This is a genomic window from Synechococcus sp. R6-10 (assembly GCF_047461815.1).
Taxonomy (GTDB): Bacteria; Cyanobacteriota; Cyanobacteriia; order Thermostichales; family Thermostichaceae; genus Thermostichus.
The window spans coordinates 1-15,900 of the sequence record NZ_JANSHW010000596.1; the positions used below are offsets into that span (position 1 = coordinate 1).

Annotated in this window: 13 protein-coding genes; 9 read left to right on the forward strand and 4 right to left on the reverse strand. The window is 56.7% G+C overall.

Annotated features, from left to right (window positions below):
• Positions 1-184 precede the first annotated feature (184 nt).
• Together NW837_RS14295 and serA are read right to left on the reverse strand one after the other, a co-directional pair.
• Complete coding sequence (locus NW837_RS14295; protein WP_414332253.1) at positions 185-1,501, reverse strand: bifunctional folylpolyglutamate synthase/dihydrofolate synthase; 1,317 nt, start codon at positions 1,499-1,501, stop codon at positions 185-187.
• Between the two features lie 61 nt (positions 1,502-1,562).
• On the reverse strand, positions 1,563-3,143 hold the full coding sequence (gene serA, locus NW837_RS14300; RefSeq protein ID WP_414332254.1) for a phosphoglycerate dehydrogenase: 1,581 nt from the start codon (positions 3,141-3,143) through the stop codon (positions 1,563-1,565).
• A gap of 233 nt (positions 3,144-3,376) precedes the next feature.
• Between serA and NW837_RS14305 the strand changes: the two genes are divergently transcribed.
• From NW837_RS14305 to NW837_RS14345, 9 genes are all read left to right on the forward strand, one after another.
• Positions 3,377-4,588 carry an acetate kinase gene (locus tag NW837_RS14305; RefSeq protein WP_414332255.1) on the forward strand — a complete coding sequence of 404 codons (1,212 nt, stop codon included), beginning with the start codon at positions 3,377-3,379 and terminating at the stop codon, positions 4,586-4,588.
• Positions 4,589-4,706: 118 nt separating this feature from the next.
• Positions 4,707-5,171, forward strand: a complete 465-nt coding sequence (locus NW837_RS14310; RefSeq protein WP_414332256.1) for a hypothetical protein — start codon at positions 4,707-4,709, stop codon at positions 5,169-5,171.
• Positions 5,172-5,700: 529 nt separating this feature from the next.
• Entirely contained in the window at positions 5,701-6,243 is a 543-nt protein-coding gene (locus NW837_RS14315) for an FHA domain-containing protein (protein ID WP_414332257.1), read from the forward strand.
• A 158-nt stretch (positions 6,244-6,401) separates the two neighbouring features.
• Positions 6,402-8,423 (forward strand): FHA domain-containing protein, encoded by a 2,022-nt coding sequence (locus NW837_RS14320; RefSeq protein ID WP_414332258.1) that lies wholly within the window; start codon positions 6,402-6,404, stop codon positions 8,421-8,423.
• 258 nt (positions 8,424-8,681) lie between these two features.
• On the forward strand, positions 8,682-9,134 hold the full coding sequence (locus NW837_RS14325; protein ID WP_011431474.1) for a hypothetical protein: 453 nt from the start codon (positions 8,682-8,684) through the stop codon (positions 9,132-9,134).
• 121 nt (positions 9,135-9,255) lie between these two features.
• The gene (ispE, locus tag NW837_RS14330; RefSeq protein ID WP_414332263.1) at positions 9,256-10,191 is read left to right on the forward strand and encodes a 4-(cytidine 5'-diphospho)-2-C-methyl-D-erythritol kinase; all 936 of its coding nucleotides are present in this window, start codon (positions 9,256-9,258) and stop codon (positions 10,189-10,191) included.
• A gap of 145 nt (positions 10,192-10,336) precedes the next feature.
• Positions 10,337-11,518: an RNA-guided endonuclease InsQ/TnpB family protein gene (locus NW837_RS14335; protein WP_414332259.1), complete on the forward strand. Its 1,182-nt coding sequence runs from the start codon at positions 10,337-10,339 to the stop codon at positions 11,516-11,518.
• 127 nt (positions 11,519-11,645) lie between these two features.
• Positions 11,646-13,001, forward strand: coding sequence for an acetyl-CoA carboxylase biotin carboxylase subunit (gene accC, locus NW837_RS14340; RefSeq protein ID WP_414332260.1), 1,356 nt, complete (start codon positions 11,646-11,648; stop codon positions 12,999-13,001).
• A 94-nt stretch (positions 13,002-13,095) separates the two neighbouring features.
• Positions 13,096-14,088, forward strand: a complete 993-nt coding sequence (locus NW837_RS14345; RefSeq protein WP_414332261.1) for a tyrosine-type recombinase/integrase — start codon at positions 13,096-13,098, stop codon at positions 14,086-14,088.
• Positions 14,089-14,252: 164 nt separating this feature from the next.
• On the opposite strand, the gene NW837_RS14350 is transcribed toward NW837_RS14345, so the two are convergent.
• Both NW837_RS14350 and NW837_RS14355 read right to left on the reverse strand, forming a co-directional pair.
• Positions 14,253-15,266, reverse strand: a complete 1,014-nt coding sequence (locus NW837_RS14350; protein ID WP_414332262.1) for a hypothetical protein — start codon at positions 15,264-15,266, stop codon at positions 14,253-14,255.
• The gene (locus NW837_RS14355; protein WP_083757641.1) at positions 15,257-15,859 is read right to left on the reverse strand and encodes a J domain-containing protein; all 603 of its coding nucleotides are present in this window, start codon (positions 15,857-15,859) and stop codon (positions 15,257-15,259) included. The genes NW837_RS14350 and NW837_RS14355 overlap by 10 nt, the downstream gene beginning before the upstream one ends.
• Between the last annotated feature and the right edge of the window lie 41 nt (positions 15,860-15,900).

Consider the following 15,900-nt stretch of genomic DNA (forward strand, 5'->3'; position numbering starts at 1 on the left):
CGGCGAATCTACTGGCAGGGCGACCTGCTGGCAACCTAGCTCGGTGCCAGGCCCACCACCCTAACCCAATCAGTAGGGGAGTATCTTGATCAAGTGATAGTGGTTGAGAGCTAGTTTTTGTTCATAGCTCCTCTCTCTTTATAAGAGAGGAGCTCAGGTCTTGCATAAGGTTTCACCTGTCAGTTCAACAGGCTAGATCCCATCCCAAACATTCCTGCATCACCTGGCCCAATAGGTACAGGGATCCGCAGATTACAGCTGGTGGCTCAGTGAGGTTTTTCGGCTTGAGCAACTGAGCCCGAAGAGCGGAGAGATTGGGCAGTGCCCGTGCCGAGGCGAGATGAGGCTGCAGAGTCTGGGCTAGCTGAGCAAGTTGCTCGGGATCCGTCCCAGAGTGGCCGGCAATTGGCAGAGCGAAAAAGCAATCTCCTGGTCGCAGCAGGGTGCTGAGAATGCCCTGGACATCTTTGGTGGTGAGGATGCCCACATACCAGGTGAGGGGGCCGGGTTGATACTTATCCAGATAGCGACGGAGAGCCTGGGCAGCGGGTAAGTTGTGGGCTCCGTCCATCAGCAACTGACGGGATCCAATCTGCACCCGCTGTAAGCGCCCCGGCCAACGGGTGATGGCAAATCCTTTTTCGACAGCGGCATCCGGGATCCGCCAGCCCTGTTGCTGTAGGGTTTCTACAACGGCAAGGGCTACTGCTGCATTGGTGAGTTGTACATCGCCGCTGAGGGGCAAGGTGAGGAGCTGCCCTCGCCAGTGGACGGTTTGAGGCTCTGACCATCGCAGAGGTTCGACCATCTTCAGGGGGCTTCGCAATTGCTCTGCCTTGGCTCGGATAACTGCTGTGACCTCTGGAGTTTGGGGTGCGCACACTGCCGGGATCCCTGGCTTGAGAATACCCGCCTTTTCAGAGGCAATTTGGGGAAGGCTGTTGCCCAAGCGCTGCCAATGATCCCAGCCGATGGAGGTGATAGCCGTTACCACCGGCTCGATCCCAGCATTGGTAGCATCCAGCCGCCCCCCCAGGCCCACTTCTATCACTGCCACATCCACCTTTTGCCGGCGGAAGTACAGCCAAGCGGCAGCGGTGATAACCTCAAACTGGGTGGGAGAAGCCTCGTCAGGGGCATAGGTTTGTAGGCAGTCTCGCACCTGGGCCAGCGCTTGGCTCCAGTCGTTGGTGGAAATGTATTCCCCGTTCAGCCAAATCCGTTCCCGCCAATCTACTAAATGAGGAGAGGTGTAGCGGCCCACACGATAGCCTGCCGCCCACAACACGTGGCTGACCCAGGCACAGACAGATCCTTTGCCGTTGGTGCCGGCTACGTGGATGGCCGGGATCCCAGCTTGGGGCTGTCCTAGACGCTGCAGCAAGACTTGCATGCGTTCCAGACTGAGATCCACACCAAAATGGCCCAGGGACTCCAGAAAGGCCGGCCAATCCCAGTCTGGGATCTGGGACAGGGTTAGGGACAAGTTGCTCTGGTTCAAGCAAAGACTCCGTCTTGCCAGGGTAGGTGAGATTTGGGATTTTTTCTAGGGATCAACAATTCTAGAGGTTCACTACAAAAGCGTCACGGATGCCCGGCTGCTTGAGCACCTCTTCCAGGATCCCATCCGGCAGGGGATCGTCCAAGCTGAGCACCATGACTGCATCGCCGCGGATGATCTTGCGCCCCACCTGCATGCTGGCGATGTTGACATTGTAGGCTCCCAGCAGGGTGCCAATCCGTCCGATGATTCCCGGCATATCCCGGTGCAGGGTCATCAGCATGTTGGCGGAAGGGGGCACATTCACCGGGAACTCGTCGATCTGGGTAATCCGCACCTCTCGCTCCCCAATCAACGCCCCCGAAACCGAGCGGATCCCATTGGGGCCGTGGGCAATCAACGTCAGGGATCCGGAATAATCTTTCAAAGAGGGATCTCGAGTTTCCACCACCCGAATGCCCCGTTCTTTGGCCTCGATGGAGGCGTTGACGTAGTTGACCCGCTCCCGCAGCGCCAGCGTCAAAAGCCCTTTGAGAGCGGCAATGACGATCGGCTGCCCATCTTTTTCCGCCAGATCTCCCTGCAGGCGGATCTCCAACTGGTTGACGCGATCCCCCGCCAATTGGCCAACCAAGTTGCCTAGGGTTTCGGCCAAGTCCAGGTAGGGTCTGAGGTTTTGCAGCACCTCTGCCTGTAGGCCGGGGATGTTCACGGCAGAGCGGGCCGGCAGCCCCAGCAACACATCGCGGATCTGCTCGGCCACATCGATGGCCACGTTCACCTGGGCTTCTTCGGTAGAGGCCCCCAAGTGGGGAGTGAGCAGGACTTCCTTGCCCAGAGAAAACAGCGGAGAGTCCTTCAGGGGCTCGTTGGCAAATACATCCAAAGCCGCTCCGGCAATTTGACCGGATTTCAGGGCTTCGTACAGGGCTTGTTCATCCACCAAACCGCCACGGGCGCAGTTGATCAGGCGAGCGGTCGGCTTCATCATGCGGAAGGTTTCGGCGTTGAACAGGTTGGTGGTTTCAGGGGTTTTGGGAACGTGCAAGGTGATGTAGTCCGATTCCTGCACCAAAGTTGTGAAGTCTACCAGGCGTACCCCCAGTTGCTCGGCCCGCTCCACGGACAGATAGGGGTCATAGGCCAGCAGCTTCATCCCCATCGCCTTGGCAATCTGGGCCACATGGGATCCAATCCGACCCAATCCGACAATCCCCAGCGTTTTTTTGTAGACTTCTACGCCGACAAACTCTTGCCGATTCCACAGGCCCGACTTCAGAGAGGCATTGGCATCAGGTATGTGGCGGGAGAGGGCCATCATTAAGGCAATGGCGTGCTCGGCAGCGGCAATGGTGTTGCCCTCTGGGGAGTTGACCACCAGGATCCCGGCTTTGGTTGCGGCGGGCACATCGATGTTATCGACACCAACGCCCGCCCGCCCGATGATTTTTAAGTTCGTCCCCGCCTCGATTACCTCTCGGGTAACCCGTGTACCGGAGCGCACCATGATGGCATCGTAGTTGGGGATGACCGCGATCAACTGCTCTGGGGTGAGCTGGGTTTGCACATCTACCTGAGCGACTTGGGAGAGAATGTCGATCCCCGCCTGATCGATGGGATCTGTGACGATGACTCTGGGCATAAGCAGCGTTAGTCCAGTGGGATGGAGGGCAACAGAAGTAGGGGAACAGATTACCCAAAAAATTGGGTCTAAAGCTCCGTCCTACCGCTACGCAGTTCGCCTTGGCCTCAGGAAGCTGCAGGAGAGCTTTAATGCTATGGTCATCCTTAGCGGCAGGGTAGTCAACCGCTCTGTTCAAGCAAGCGGGCTATAGGCCTTAAGCCCAGCAGTGCGAAGGCCAACGAAGACACGCTGTGAATATTCTGGTCGTCAATGCCGGTTCCAGCAGCCTCAAATCCTCCCTATTTCTGACGGTTGAGGGAAGGGTGGAGGCCACGCCCATCTGGCAAGCCCAGGTGGATTTCACCTACAAGCCGGGGGAGGCCCTCATCCAGACTCGTCGGCGAGGCGGTGGGTGGGAATCTTTTCCCTCCGCTTCACCTGAGGGAGGGATCGGCCAACTGGCCCCGCTGTTTCAAAGCCTCTGGCAAGGGGAGGGATCCCTGCTCCCGCAGGCGGCTGAGATCGGCGGCGTCGGCCATCGGGTGGTGCATGGGGGATCCCTGTACCGGCAGCCCACCTTAATTACGCCAGAGGTGGAGAGGGCGATTGAGCAATTGATCCCCTTGGCCCCAGCCCACAACCCTGCTGCGCTGGCTGGCATCCGTCTGCTAAGGCAACTGTTGCCGGGGATCCCTCAGGTGGCCGTTTTCGACACCGCCTTCCACCAGCAAATGCCTCTGGCCGCAGCCCTTTACCCCCTTCCCTACGCTTGGGCTGAACAAGGGATCCGCCGCTACGGGTTTCATGGCATCAACCACGAGCATTGCGCCCGTCGCGCTGCCGAGATCTTGAACCGACCCCTGGAAGAGTTGCGGCTGATCACTTGTCACCTGGGCAACGGCTGCTCGTTGGCGGCCATTCGCGGGGGCAGAAGTGTGGACACCACCATGGGCTACACCCCCCTGGAGGGCTTGATGATGGGATCCCGGTCGGGGTCAGTGGATCCGGGCATTTTGATCCATCAGTTGCGCCAGGGCATGAGTGTGGATGAACTGGATCGGATCTTGAACCGAGAATCGGGGTTGAAGGGCGTTTCCGGCCTGAGCAGCGATATGCGGGTTGTGTTGGAGGCAATGGAGGCAGGCCATGCCCGGGCGGAGCTGGCTTTCGATCTGTTTGTCCACCGTCTGCGCAGCCAGATTGGGGCAATGCTCATGAGCTTAGATCGGCTGGATGCGCTGGTGTTTTCTGGGGGGATTGGGGAAAACTCAGCACCGGTGCGGGCGGCAGCCTGTGCAGATCTGGGTTTTTTAGGGATCCAGATCGACCCGGTTTTGAATGCCGGATCCCCCCGCAACTGCGATATCAGCACTTCGGATGCTCCGGTGCGGGTTCTGGTGATCTCAGCCCAAGAGGACTGGGCCATTGCCACAGCTTGCCAAAACCTTTTGCAAGGGGAATAAGCGAAGGATCCCAGGCCGCTGCTTGCCAGGTTCTCTCCTTTCTGCCCACTGGCTTGGTGGAGACAAACTCTAGACAATAAGCTCAAAAAAAGAAGACCTTTTGGAGTGGAGGAAAACCATGCAGCGAAGGCATGAACGGATCCCATTGCTGGTGCTGCTGAGCAGTGTTCTGGTGGGGTGTGGGGGCACGACCGGCAGCAGCGATCTTCTGCCCCTGCCGCCTCCCATACCTGCTCCATCCCTCACCATTACTGATCTCTCTCCGCGCACCGTCTTGGTGGGGCAAACTCCAACCTTTGTGGTGTCTTTCCGGGTAGAGGCCCCTGCCGGGATCCGGGGTTCCAACGCCTTTTTGGCTTCCGTCACCACCCCACTGGGCAATTTCGTAACCCTGGGAGCTTTTGATGCTGCTCAGTTGCCCGGCTGCTTCGTTGGGGCGACCACCTGCACCGTTACAGGGCTGACCCTGACCCAGAATCGCTTTACCCTCACTCAAACGGGATCCCATCAGCTCACCATCAGTGTGTTCGATCGGCAGGAGCGGCTGGGCAGCGGCAGTTTCCCATTTACCGGAGTGCTTTGAAAACGGTTTGGATAAAGACACAGAGGATACTAGTCTTGCAGGATCCCCAGAAACTCAAAACTCACTCTAGGCCCTATCTCTCAGGTGGATTTCTGAGGCTTCCGGCCAAGGGATCAGGCCACCTCGGTCAAACTTGAACGGCCTCGCCGTTCCTGAGGAGATCGAGTTTTGTTGCTTCAAATCGGGTGGGGATAAAGTCGAGTATGTAGTCACTCTAAACATCATGGTCTAAACATCATGAATGAAACCTTTCCGTCTGGCTCCCCTCTCCCTCTGGAAGAGGAGCTGAGGGTGGTCGCGGAAGCGGCGCGGAGCGTTTGGGCACGGTCTCCAGCAGGAATGTAACTCGGAGATCCCAACTCAGGTGATCCGGATCAGCGCAAGCCTTTGGTCAGGGGAGTAGGTTATAGTTATCCAAAAAGATAACAATTTTGACGAAAAAGACATCTTCTGCTTTCCCCAAGCTGACCTTTGGATATGCTGAAGCCGATCTAGGGAATGGAGGCGCTGAACTGTGGAGAATGGGATCGTGTGTCAACTCACTTTAGAATGGACCGAGGCCGACCGGCGCCGATCGCAAACGGTTTCGCCTGTTCCCTCCAAGCTGGTTACCATTGGACGGGATCCCAGCTGTGATGTGGTGCTCAATGACCCAACTCGCTCGGTCTCAGGAGTTCACGCCGGGCTTTATTTTGATCCCAAAACCTTAAACTTTCACATTCGCAACTTAACTCGGGATCGTTTGCCTCCTAAGCAGCCCAACCCCGTCTGGGTGAATGGCCGAAAAATAATTCAGGAAGAGCTTGCGCTTGAGGCCAATAGCCAAATTCAATTGGGGCGCGTTGTGCTGAGCGTGAAGTCCATAGAAGTTGCCAGGAAGAATCAGGGGGTTCCCCTCAGCCGCGGCACTTTGGACGCCCTCAAGGTTAAGTGCAGCCGCCTGGAAAACCCTCACTACCTACCCCCGGAATATCAGGGCCAGAATTGTCCCTACTGTGGGCATTTGGTTTTGAGCGCTACCTTGGTGATCCCTCCTCCAGAAGCTGGCAAAGCCCCGCAATCTCCTGCCTAGGGCAACGATTCTTCCCACGGATCCCGGCGGCCAATCCAAGTCCATAAGGGATTGAAGAAAGGGATCCCAGACAAACCCCGAGGTGACCTGTGAGGTCGCGTTGTTCTGGGTTTTCTCAATGGCTCCATCATGATTTTTATAAAAGGTGAGCAGAAGCTATGCAAATTCAACTGAGCTGGGAAGATCCCATCACCGAAGAACAGCAGGAGCTGATTTTTCCATTGCCTCTTGCCTTGGGCAGGGAGCTGGCCCAATTGCCACAGGAATGGCAAGGTCGAGAAGTGGCGCGGGCTGTGTTTGCCAGCCAGGAGATCTCCCGTTATCACGCCCTCGTCTATCTCGGTGAGGATGGCCAGGTCATCTATGAAGATCGCAGTGCCAACGGCAGCCGCATCAATGGGGAAAAAATCCGTCAGGCACGCCGGGTGCTCCAGGGGGGAGAAGTGGTGGAGCTTGGCCCCTACAGCATCACCGTGGGTTTGGTGTCCCCCAGGGATCCCAATGCCACCCTTCTGACCGCCACCCCTACTCTTTTGCTGGAGCCGCGCACCGAACTGATTCGCCCGGCCACCCAACCCGACACCGCATTTGAGGTTCCCCCGGCTTCCACGGTGGTTTTTGCCCCAGAGCAGCTTCCCGAGGTGCGGCCTGGCTCGGATTTTCCGCCGCCGGATTTGTTTCGAGCTGAGCAAATTGCCCTGAGCGCCCTCAAAGCCACCGGACTACCTGTGGAAGAGACCCTCTATTTGGCCTTGGGCGGCGGTATCGGCAGCTTTGTCTGGGTGGATACCCTGCGCATCTACGGGGTCAGACCGGAACACATCCGCGTCATCAGCATTGCCCGCAAACCCTACGAACGGTATGAACGGCTTTTGACCAACTGCCAGATCCCCCGCTGGAAGCGAATTCGCTCTGGCTCCGATTCTTGTCCAGACAACATTTGGGGCTGGCCTGGCTATGCTCTGCGGGATGCTTGGCGTTCCTTTTTCTCCGGCCGATTGTTGGAAGCACTCGGCTTTTTGTGGCAGGTATTTAGTGAGCCCTTGTTGGCAGATACCTATACGCCGCGGGCGGGGGATGTATTTGCCTCAATGGATCGGGAGGCAGCCCGAATTGGTTGGGAGCAAATGTTGTGTTACGGCCATATTCGCGCCATTCGCAAAACGGAGGATGGGCGATATGTGGTGGCCTATTCGGCAACGCGGCCCGGCCATACGGATCACCGTTTTATGGTGGCCAAGTATCTCCATTTGGCAACTGGATATCCGGCCATCAAGTTGCTCAACGACCTGCAGGAGTTTCGCGAAAAAACAGGAGATTTGAGATCGGTGGTACACGGCTATGAGCCTCATGATCACGTTTATGAGCAGTTGGAGAAACAAGGTGGCACCGTCCTAATTCGGGGATTTGGGATCGTCGCCTCTCAGGTGATGGAACGCCTTTACGAAGCCCGCAAAGTCAACCCCCGCATCTCGGTGGTGCATCTGAGCCGTGCGCCCAAAAGCGGTAATCGCTTCGGACGAGCCAAACGGGCAGTGGATAACCATTGGGAGTTTCAGCCCTTCAACTGGCCCAAGGGCACTTGGGGAGGAGTTCTGCGTGCCAAATTGGAAGCGGCGACCCCCCTGGAACGGCGCGAACTGCTGGAAGCTTGGGGCGGCACCACGACAGCAAGTCGGCGGAAATGGCGGCGGATCGTGCGGCAAGGGTTGCGAGAGGGCTGGTACTCGATTGTGTTCGGCAAGGTGGAGTCGGTGGTTCCCGGCGACAAGGGTAAGCCGGTAACCTACATTCGAGGTACCCACAACAACACGCAATTAAAGGTGGAGGCCGATTTCGTTATCGACTGTACGGGTTTGGTTTCGGATCCCATGACCAATCCTCTCCTCAACGATCTAATTACCCACTACAACCTGCCCCTCAATCCTCACGGGCGCTTGCATGTCTCCAACGACTTTGAGCTGGTGGAGATGCGCAACCGGGATGGGCGAATGTACGCTGCCGGGATCATCACCTTGGGCGGGCCCTATGCGCCGGTGGATACGTTTTTGGGTTTACAGTACTGTGCCCATCGCTCGGTGGAACACCTGGCTCGACTGCGGGCACCGGGGGTCAAAGGCTTAGAAGGGATCCGATCCCTGTGGCAATGGTGCAAGTGGGCCCTAAACATCAGCCCCTAGCTTGCCGACATTGGGCAACGCTTCTGGATTTTGTGAGATGTTTTTGGTTATCAACGCTGTCCCACACGTAAAACATTGGCGGCACACCATGGCCATTCCCCATCGCGCTAGCCTCATGAAAGTGGCGTTGCGCTGAGCCCTAACTCTTCTCTACCAAAGGGAGAACGGATGGGGGTGAAGGCCAGAAGATTCTCTCAAACAGACCGGGAGCGAAATAGATCCTGATGATCTCGATAGGCAAAACTGCTGGAGGAAAAGATGACTCCGACCCTGATTGGCCGCTGGCAAACTCGCATTTTCTTATTGGCCACCGTTGGTGTTTTGGCAAGTTTACCCTTTTATTTTGGGATCACTGGACATGGCGGCAGCCTCACCTATTTTTGGGTGCTGTTCTACGTAGGTCTGTTTGGCTGTGTTTGGGATGTCGTTTATAACTATCTGATGGGGTGGATGTGGGATCACGATTGGCCTGGGATCCTTCAGCTTTTGGCCGGCATTTGGGAAGGGCTTTTTTTGGGTACAGTCTTGAAGGTGGTGGGTCTTCCTTATATCCCAACCCAACGGTTTGATTTGGGAGATTTTATTCTCCACTACAGTGTGGTCTGGGTTTGCCTTTACCTCAGCGCTTGGGTGGTGATGCGCATTTTGTTTCCCCGCTGGCGCTTTCGCGGTGGAGAGTGGCTGGGGCCATGGCCTCGCTCTGGCAGCTAGAAAGGGGATCCACTGCCGCTAGAATCAGGCTGGGAGACCTCCCCGGATAAGTCTGTGTTTTGATCAGGTCTGTACAGGCTAAGGGGAGTTGAGACTTGTTGCTGACCCAGATTTTCACCCCATGCAAGCCTGTACCCTGATTGCCCGCGCCAAGATCAACCTCTACCTGGAAATCCTCGGCTCCCGTCCTGATGGGTATTCAGAGGTGGCGATGGTGTTGCAGAGCATTCATTTGGCGGATCGACTGCAGTTGAAGAGCCGTCCTCACGGGATCCACCTCACCTGCGATCGCCCAGAAGTGCCCACAGATGCCCGCAACCTCGCCTATCGAGCGGCTGAGCTGCTGCAAAAAGAGTGTCACTCTGCCGCTGGCGTGGAGATTCACATCGAAAAGCACATTCCGGTGGCAGCAGGTTTGGCGGGGGGCTCGGCTGATGCGGCGGCGGTTTTGGTGGGGTTAAACCAACTGTGGGGGCTGGGCCTGACGGTGGGAGAGTTGCAGAGTTTGGCAGCCCGCTTGGGATCCGACATTCCCTTCTGTATCCAGGGGGGAACGCAACTGGCCACCGGGCGCGGGGAAGTTTTGGAGCCGCTGGCCGATTGGGAAGGGATCCCTGTGCTGCTGGCCAAGCCCAAGCACCTGGGGGTTTCCACCGCCTGGGCCTATCAAGCCTTTCGTTCTCGTCAGGGGAGCTTGGGAGGGGATGCCCTACCCAAACCCACACTGCCCACCTTGCCGCAGGCGTTGGCGGCTCTCAGCCGTCAGGATCCGCCGGCGTTAGCCAGGAGTTTGCGCAATGACTTGGAACAGGTGGTTTTGCCGGAGTACGCGATTGTAGGGGAGCTGCGCCAAGCTCTTCTCTCGGCGGGGGCCCTGGGATCCCTGATGTCGGGGTCAGGGCCAACGGTCTTCGGGATCATGCCCAGCCTGGAGCTGGCCGCCCAAGCGCGCGACACCCTGCGTCGCCAGTTTCAAGATGTGGAGTTTTGGGTGACGCAGTTTGCCCCCACTGGGATTCTGCTGCAGCCGGATCCCTGTAGCCTCAGTCCTACCTAGGTTGTCGACTGGATGGGCTGAATGTGGGATCCCCACCTGACCTTCTCTATCCTCCCCTCCAGTTGACCAAAAAAACTGGGTTACAAGCCCCGCCCTTCTAGGGCGGCTTTTGTAAGATGCTATTAGACAGGAAAGGCAACTTTGCATGTACCTTGTCCGCAAGCTCAAGCTAGGCGTCTCAGAGCAACTGCAGCTGTTGAGCAGGGCAGCAGGCGAGCTGTACTCAAAAGTGCTCGTTCACTTTTGGCGGGTCGTCCGCAAGAAGGGATTGTGGTTAAAGCCTTCCACATTCATGCGTTGGTTTCCCAACGACCCTGAGAATACACTTCATGCCCACAGTGCAGACGCAGTAGTGCAAAGCTTCTTTGCCTCTCTCAAGTCCTGGCGGGAACGCCGCAAAACCGACCCCAACGCCCGTCCACCTCGACGCCGTCGGTACTTCTACAAAGTCCAGTGGAAATCTTCAGCCATCCAAGTCGTCAATGGGAAGCTGCGATTGTCGAACGGGAAAGGCAAGGAGCCCCTGATTGTTAACTGGGCTTGGGATACGCCTGTTTGGGTAGAGATGGGCTGGGATGGCCAGCAGTATGAGCTGAGGGCTTGCTACAAGGTGGGGGATACGCCGCCGGAAGAAGAGGGGGAAGAGAGCAACGTTGCCGCTGTGGATTTGGGTGAGATTCACCCCGCAGTCGCTCATGAGGGGGGACAAACCTACATCGCCAATGGCAGGCTGCTGCGCTCCAAAAGGCGCTACCAGAACAAGCTGCAGGGCAAGCTAGCTCGACTCCTGGCGCGCAAAAAGCGGGGCTCTCGGCGGTGGAAGCGGCTAGTTCGCTCTCAACGTTTGCAGCTCAAGAAGCTGCGCAATCAAATTCGGGATATTCTGCACAAGCAGACAACCCGATTGGTCTCCACGCTCCACAAGCGAGGCGTGCAGACAGTTGTGATTGGCGACCTTCGGGATATCCGGATGTCTGCCAACTACAACAAAAAGGCGAATCAGAAGATCCACCAGATGTTGCATGGTCAAGTCCGGCATCTCATCACCTACAAAGCTGAGCGGTTGGGGATGAGAGTGGTACTGCAAGATGAGCGGTACAGCTCTCAGGAGTGTCCTGTTTGTGGACAGAGAAACAAGCCCAAAGGTCGTGTGTACAGGTGTGGGTGTGGGTTTGAGTTCCATCGGGACGGGGTGGGGGCAATTAACATCCGCAGGAAGTATCTGGGCTCCGGCCCAGTAGTTGGGGCCATGGCATCCCCCATAGGGTTGAGGTTTCAGCCTCATGCCCTGTGTAGCTCAGTCGGTAGGAGCAATTCTGCTGGCTGAGAAAGCATCCCCGTCCTTTAAGACGGGGAGTATGTCAAATAGTAGGATGAGCACCTGAACTTAACCTTGCGTTTACAGACCGCTGGCCTTAGCGGTCTAGCTACCTCTTCAGCTTTGAACCTCCCTCATGCCGCCCATCACCAAGATCCTGATTGCCAACCGGGGTGAGATTGCCCTGCGCATCATCCGCACCTGTCAGGAAATGGGGATCCGAACTGTGGCCGTTTACTCCACTGCGGATCAGAACTCCCTGCACGTCCAACTGGCGGACGAGGCTGTTTGCGTAGGAGATGCCCCGGTGGCCAAAAGCTACCTCAACATTCCCAACATCATCTCGGCAGCCCTCACCCGCGGGGCCACTGCCATTCATCCGGGCTATGGGTTCTTGGCGGAGAATGCCAAATTTGCCGAGATGTGTGCCGACCACAACTTGATCTTCATCGGCCCCTCGCCAGAGGCGATGCGCAAGATGGGCGACAAGGCCACGGCCCGCGAGACCATGCAAGCGGTGGGGGTGCCGACGGTGCCGGGCAGCCGCGGGTTGATCACCTCTGAGGAGGAGGCAGTGAAGCTGGCGGAGAAAATCGGCTACCCCGTGATCATCAAAGCCACCGCCGGTGGCGGGGGGCGGGGTATGCGGGTGGCGCGGGATGCCCAGGAGCTGCTGAAGATGCTGCGCACCGCTCAGGGGGAAGCCCAAGCAGCCTTTGGCAACGGCGGGGTTTACTTGGAGAAGTTCATCGAGCGCCCCCGTCATGTGGAGTTTCAGATCTTGGCGGATAGCCAGGGCAATGTGGTGCATCTGTACGAGCGGGATTGCTCCATTCAACGGCGGCATCAAAAGCTGTTGGAAGAGGCCCCCAGCCCGGCTTTGACTGCAAGCTTGCGCGCCCGCATGGGAGCAGCGGCGGTGAAAGCGGCCAAGGTGGTGAATTATGTGGGGGTGGGCACGGTGGAGTTTTTGCTGGACAAAAATGGCCAGTTCTACTTCATCGAGATGAACACCCGCATCCAGGTGGAGCATCCGGTTACCGAGATGGTGACCGGGCTGGATCTGATTGCCGAGCAGATTCGCATTGCCCAAGGTCAACCCCTCACCTTTCGCCAGAAGGATGTGGAGTTGCGGGGCCATGCTATCGAATGCCGCATCAACGCCGAGGATCCCAAGCAGCAGTTTCGGCCTTGCGCTGGCACGATCAGTGCCTATTTGCCCCCTGGGGGGCCGGGGGTGCGCATGGATTCCCACATCTATACCGACTACACCATTCCCCCCTACTACGATTCGCTGTTGGGCAAGCTGATCGTCTGGGGGCCTAACCGGGCAGCAGCCATCCGCCGCATGCAGCGGGCTTTGGGGGAATGCGCCATCACTGGGGTGCCCACCACGATCCCTTTCCACCAGCAGATCCTGCGCCACGAGGCTTTTTTGCGGGGCGAGGTGTACACGGATTTCATCACCCAACACCTGCTGCCCGGCCAGTAGCCATCGACTCTCAGGTCGGGATCCCTCTCTGGACAGCAGCTGGCCACAAGTTGAGGATAAAGTTAAGGGCTAGCAGAGGGATGGAGGTGGCAGGATGAGGGAGCCTCGATCGGGCTGGGCTCAGGAGACCCATCCCCAGAGTCAGCCGACTGGCCCTGTTCCCAGCCTCAGCCATCTGGCGGCGCAATTTTTGCAGGAGCGGCAGCGGGATCTGGCCCCGGCTAGCCGCCGCACCTACCGCATCGCTCTGGAGCAGTTTGCCAAAACTTGCCCCGTGCCGCTGCCCCAGGTGCAGCCTGCCCACGTCCAGTCCTTTTTGAACAGCTTGAAGGGCCGTCCGTTTCGCAACCGCTCCGGCCAGCGGATCCACCCGCCCGCCTCTCCGGCCACCTACAACCTGAAGCGGTTGGCCTTGCAGCAATTTTTTGAATGGGCCAGCCAACGGGGCTACCTTCAGGATCCCCTGCCCACTCAAGCCATTCGACCTGCCCGCCTACCCGCTCGTTTGCCTCGCGATCTGGATCGGTTGTTGTTGCGGCGGGTGTTGCAGCGGGCCCAAAACCATTCTCTGCGCTACGCGGCTTTGATTCGCCTGATGCTGGAGTGCGGGCTGCGGGCCCAGGAGCTGTTGGACTTAACCGTTCAAGATTTTCAAATCAGCCCTGAGGGATCCCTGTTGGAAGTGCGCTGTGGCAAGGGGAGCAAACCCCGCGCTGTGGCAGTAGGGGATCCCCTCTCCGAGCTGTTGCAACAGTATCTGAGCCGAGAACGGGGCCCGTGCGCGCCGACGGATCCCTTGTTTGTTTCCCAATCTCGCTGCTTGGCCTACCGGGGGCGCCCCCTTACCTACGATGGCCTGCGGCATATTGTGCTCAAGCTAACCGAGCCTGAGCCGGGACATCAAACCCCCCACCAGTTTCGCCACAGTTTTGCCACCTTGTTGCTGGATCGCGGCGTTGCCCCCGAACATATCCAGCACTTGCTGGGCCACACAACTGCCGCCATGACGATGCGCTACACCCAGCGGGCCAACTTGAGAGCAGCCATCGCCCGTTCCCGCGAGATCTTGAATCAGGGCTTGGTTTAGGGATCCCTGGCTGTACTATGGCCTCTGTCGTTTCCAGTGAGACAGACGCGGATTGCTCGCAGAAAGAGGGATCCCCAAAAAGAGATCAAGGATCCTCAAGGACGGACAAACCTGACTAAGGTGGTTGGAATGACCTGAAAACAACCGATAACCAATGGGTTATTTCAAGTTACACGCTGGAGAGGAATATAGAGCACATGCTCTCTCCCCTTGCCAATGGGCAACTGCGGCCCAAGACTGGCCTTCTGTTGTTCCAACCAGATGATCAGGTTTTTGTTCTCAGGATAGTATTCCAAAACATACTTGATGAAGTCATCAATTGTACATGGCTCGTTGAAACCTCCCATCCACTGATGAAAGTGGCTATGCACTTCGCTGGCTATAGTAATCAGGTTGGAAGGATTTGCTGCAATCTTTGGATAGTGCGCTTCAGAGTAGAGATGGTGAACCGTTAGGCTACTGGCTGTTTTTCGAGTAACTCTACAGAGATTTTTATCCCTTCTTCTTGCAAGCTCTTTTGCTCTTTCTATCTGCCTTTGTCTATCCTGGATTGTCTTGACGATTGCCTGAATCTGGGGTTCAATGCGTTCGCCAACATCTCGACACCAGTCTTTTCTGTGGTTTTGCTTGAGGACTTCTACCATAATCTTGGCAAGCTCATAGATGCCTCGCAAAGAGAGGTAGACAGTGTCGTCGTTGCCAAAGCGTGTGTAATGAACGTCTTTGATGAGTTTACTTTGTTTTGATGCAATCTCAAGCGCTTTCTTAAGGTAATCAGTTCGAGTTCCAAAGATCGTCACAACATCTTGAAGAGATAGCCAAAACTGATCTTGTCTTCTGACCAGAGAGGAGCTGTTTTCGAGGATCCTATGATCCACCAGAGCCTTCTGCCTCTTGCGATACTCTTCCTTGAACCAATTCCTAATGCTTGTGTCTGTAGAGTACTTACGACCTTGCTCTGACCTAGACCTCAAAAAGGATAAAATGGCGTAAGCACCAGACTGCGTGTATTCTCTCAGCCCCGAACTTTTGTTGATAACGCGATAGTCTTTACCTTCCACCAGTTCCCACTCATCATCAGGGATACTGTCAAAGTAGGCTTCAATCTCCCTGAGTTCCTCAAGGCTGATACCCAAAAATTCGGCGAGCTTGTTTGAAGAAACATAGACTATAGCCATTGCTCAAATTTCTCCGTAAGGCTTTTGTAGAAGAGAGTCAATCGCTGGAAAATTTTGTCATCCCCGGTTGGAGAATCGGGATGGTAGATCTTGCTCAGGCGATAAAAGGCAGCTTTGATGTCCTCATTGGTAGCTCGATCGGGGTCAAGTCCAAAAACCCGCCATGGCAAGTCGTACTTGAAGATGTTGATCCCGTTGATGCAGCCATACCCCTCTTCCCCCTCTTCGTTGGGAAGGATCCCGATGTGCTGACGATAAATGCGCTCCAAATCGTCTATGTTGGATAAGCTCAGCTTGCCCATGCCGCTGGTTGCCAGTTTGAAGCTGGCTGACTTTCTCAGCTCGGCTGCGTTTTTAACGCCAAAGTGGTTGTAAATCGCTTTCTGCAGCTCTTTGACAGACAACCGAGGCGGTGGCTGTAGCTGCCTGACCACAAACCGCGCAAAATTCTCCAGGAGTTCCTTAGAGATGCCGTAGGTATCGGAAAGGCGCTGGATTTCTGCAGCAATCGCCCCTTGCGGATCGGGCTTGGTCTCTTCTCTTGAGGTTGCCCTAGTTGTTTTTGGTTTTGTGCTGGCGGCTTTTTTGGGCATGGCTTCCCCTCAAGTCAGTGATGCCAAGTGTAGATCCGCAC

Excerpts from the sequence above, each read along its gene's own strand:
- NW837_RS14350 (WP_414332262.1), bottom strand. The coding sequence starts at position 15,266 with ATGGCTATAGTCTATGTTTCTTCAAACAAGCTCGCCGAATTTTTGGGT.
- NW837_RS14345 (WP_414332261.1), top strand. The coding sequence starts at position 13,096 with ATGAGGGAGCCTCGATCGGGCTGGGCTCAGGAGACCCATCCCCAGAGT.
- ispE (WP_414332263.1), top strand. The coding sequence starts at position 9,256 with ATGCAAGCCTGTACCCTGATTGCCCGCGCCAAGATCAACCTCTACCTG.
- NW837_RS14355 (WP_083757641.1), bottom strand. The coding sequence starts at position 15,859 with ATGCCCAAAAAAGCCGCCAGCACAAAACCAAAAACAACTAGGGCAACC.
- NW837_RS14335 (WP_414332259.1), top strand. The coding sequence starts at position 10,337 with ATGTACCTTGTCCGCAAGCTCAAGCTAGGCGTCTCAGAGCAACTGCAG.
- NW837_RS14320 (WP_414332258.1), top strand. The coding sequence starts at position 6,402 with ATGCAAATTCAACTGAGCTGGGAAGATCCCATCACCGAAGAACAGCAG.
- NW837_RS14310 (WP_414332256.1), top strand. The coding sequence starts at position 4,707 with ATGCAGCGAAGGCATGAACGGATCCCATTGCTGGTGCTGCTGAGCAGT.
- accC (WP_414332260.1), top strand. The coding sequence starts at position 11,646 with ATGCCGCCCATCACCAAGATCCTGATTGCCAACCGGGGTGAGATTGCC.
- serA (WP_414332254.1), bottom strand. The coding sequence starts at position 3,143 with ATGCCCAGAGTCATCGTCACAGATCCCATCGATCAGGCGGGGATCGAC.
- NW837_RS14325 (WP_011431474.1), top strand. The coding sequence starts at position 8,682 with ATGACTCCGACCCTGATTGGCCGCTGGCAAACTCGCATTTTCTTATTG.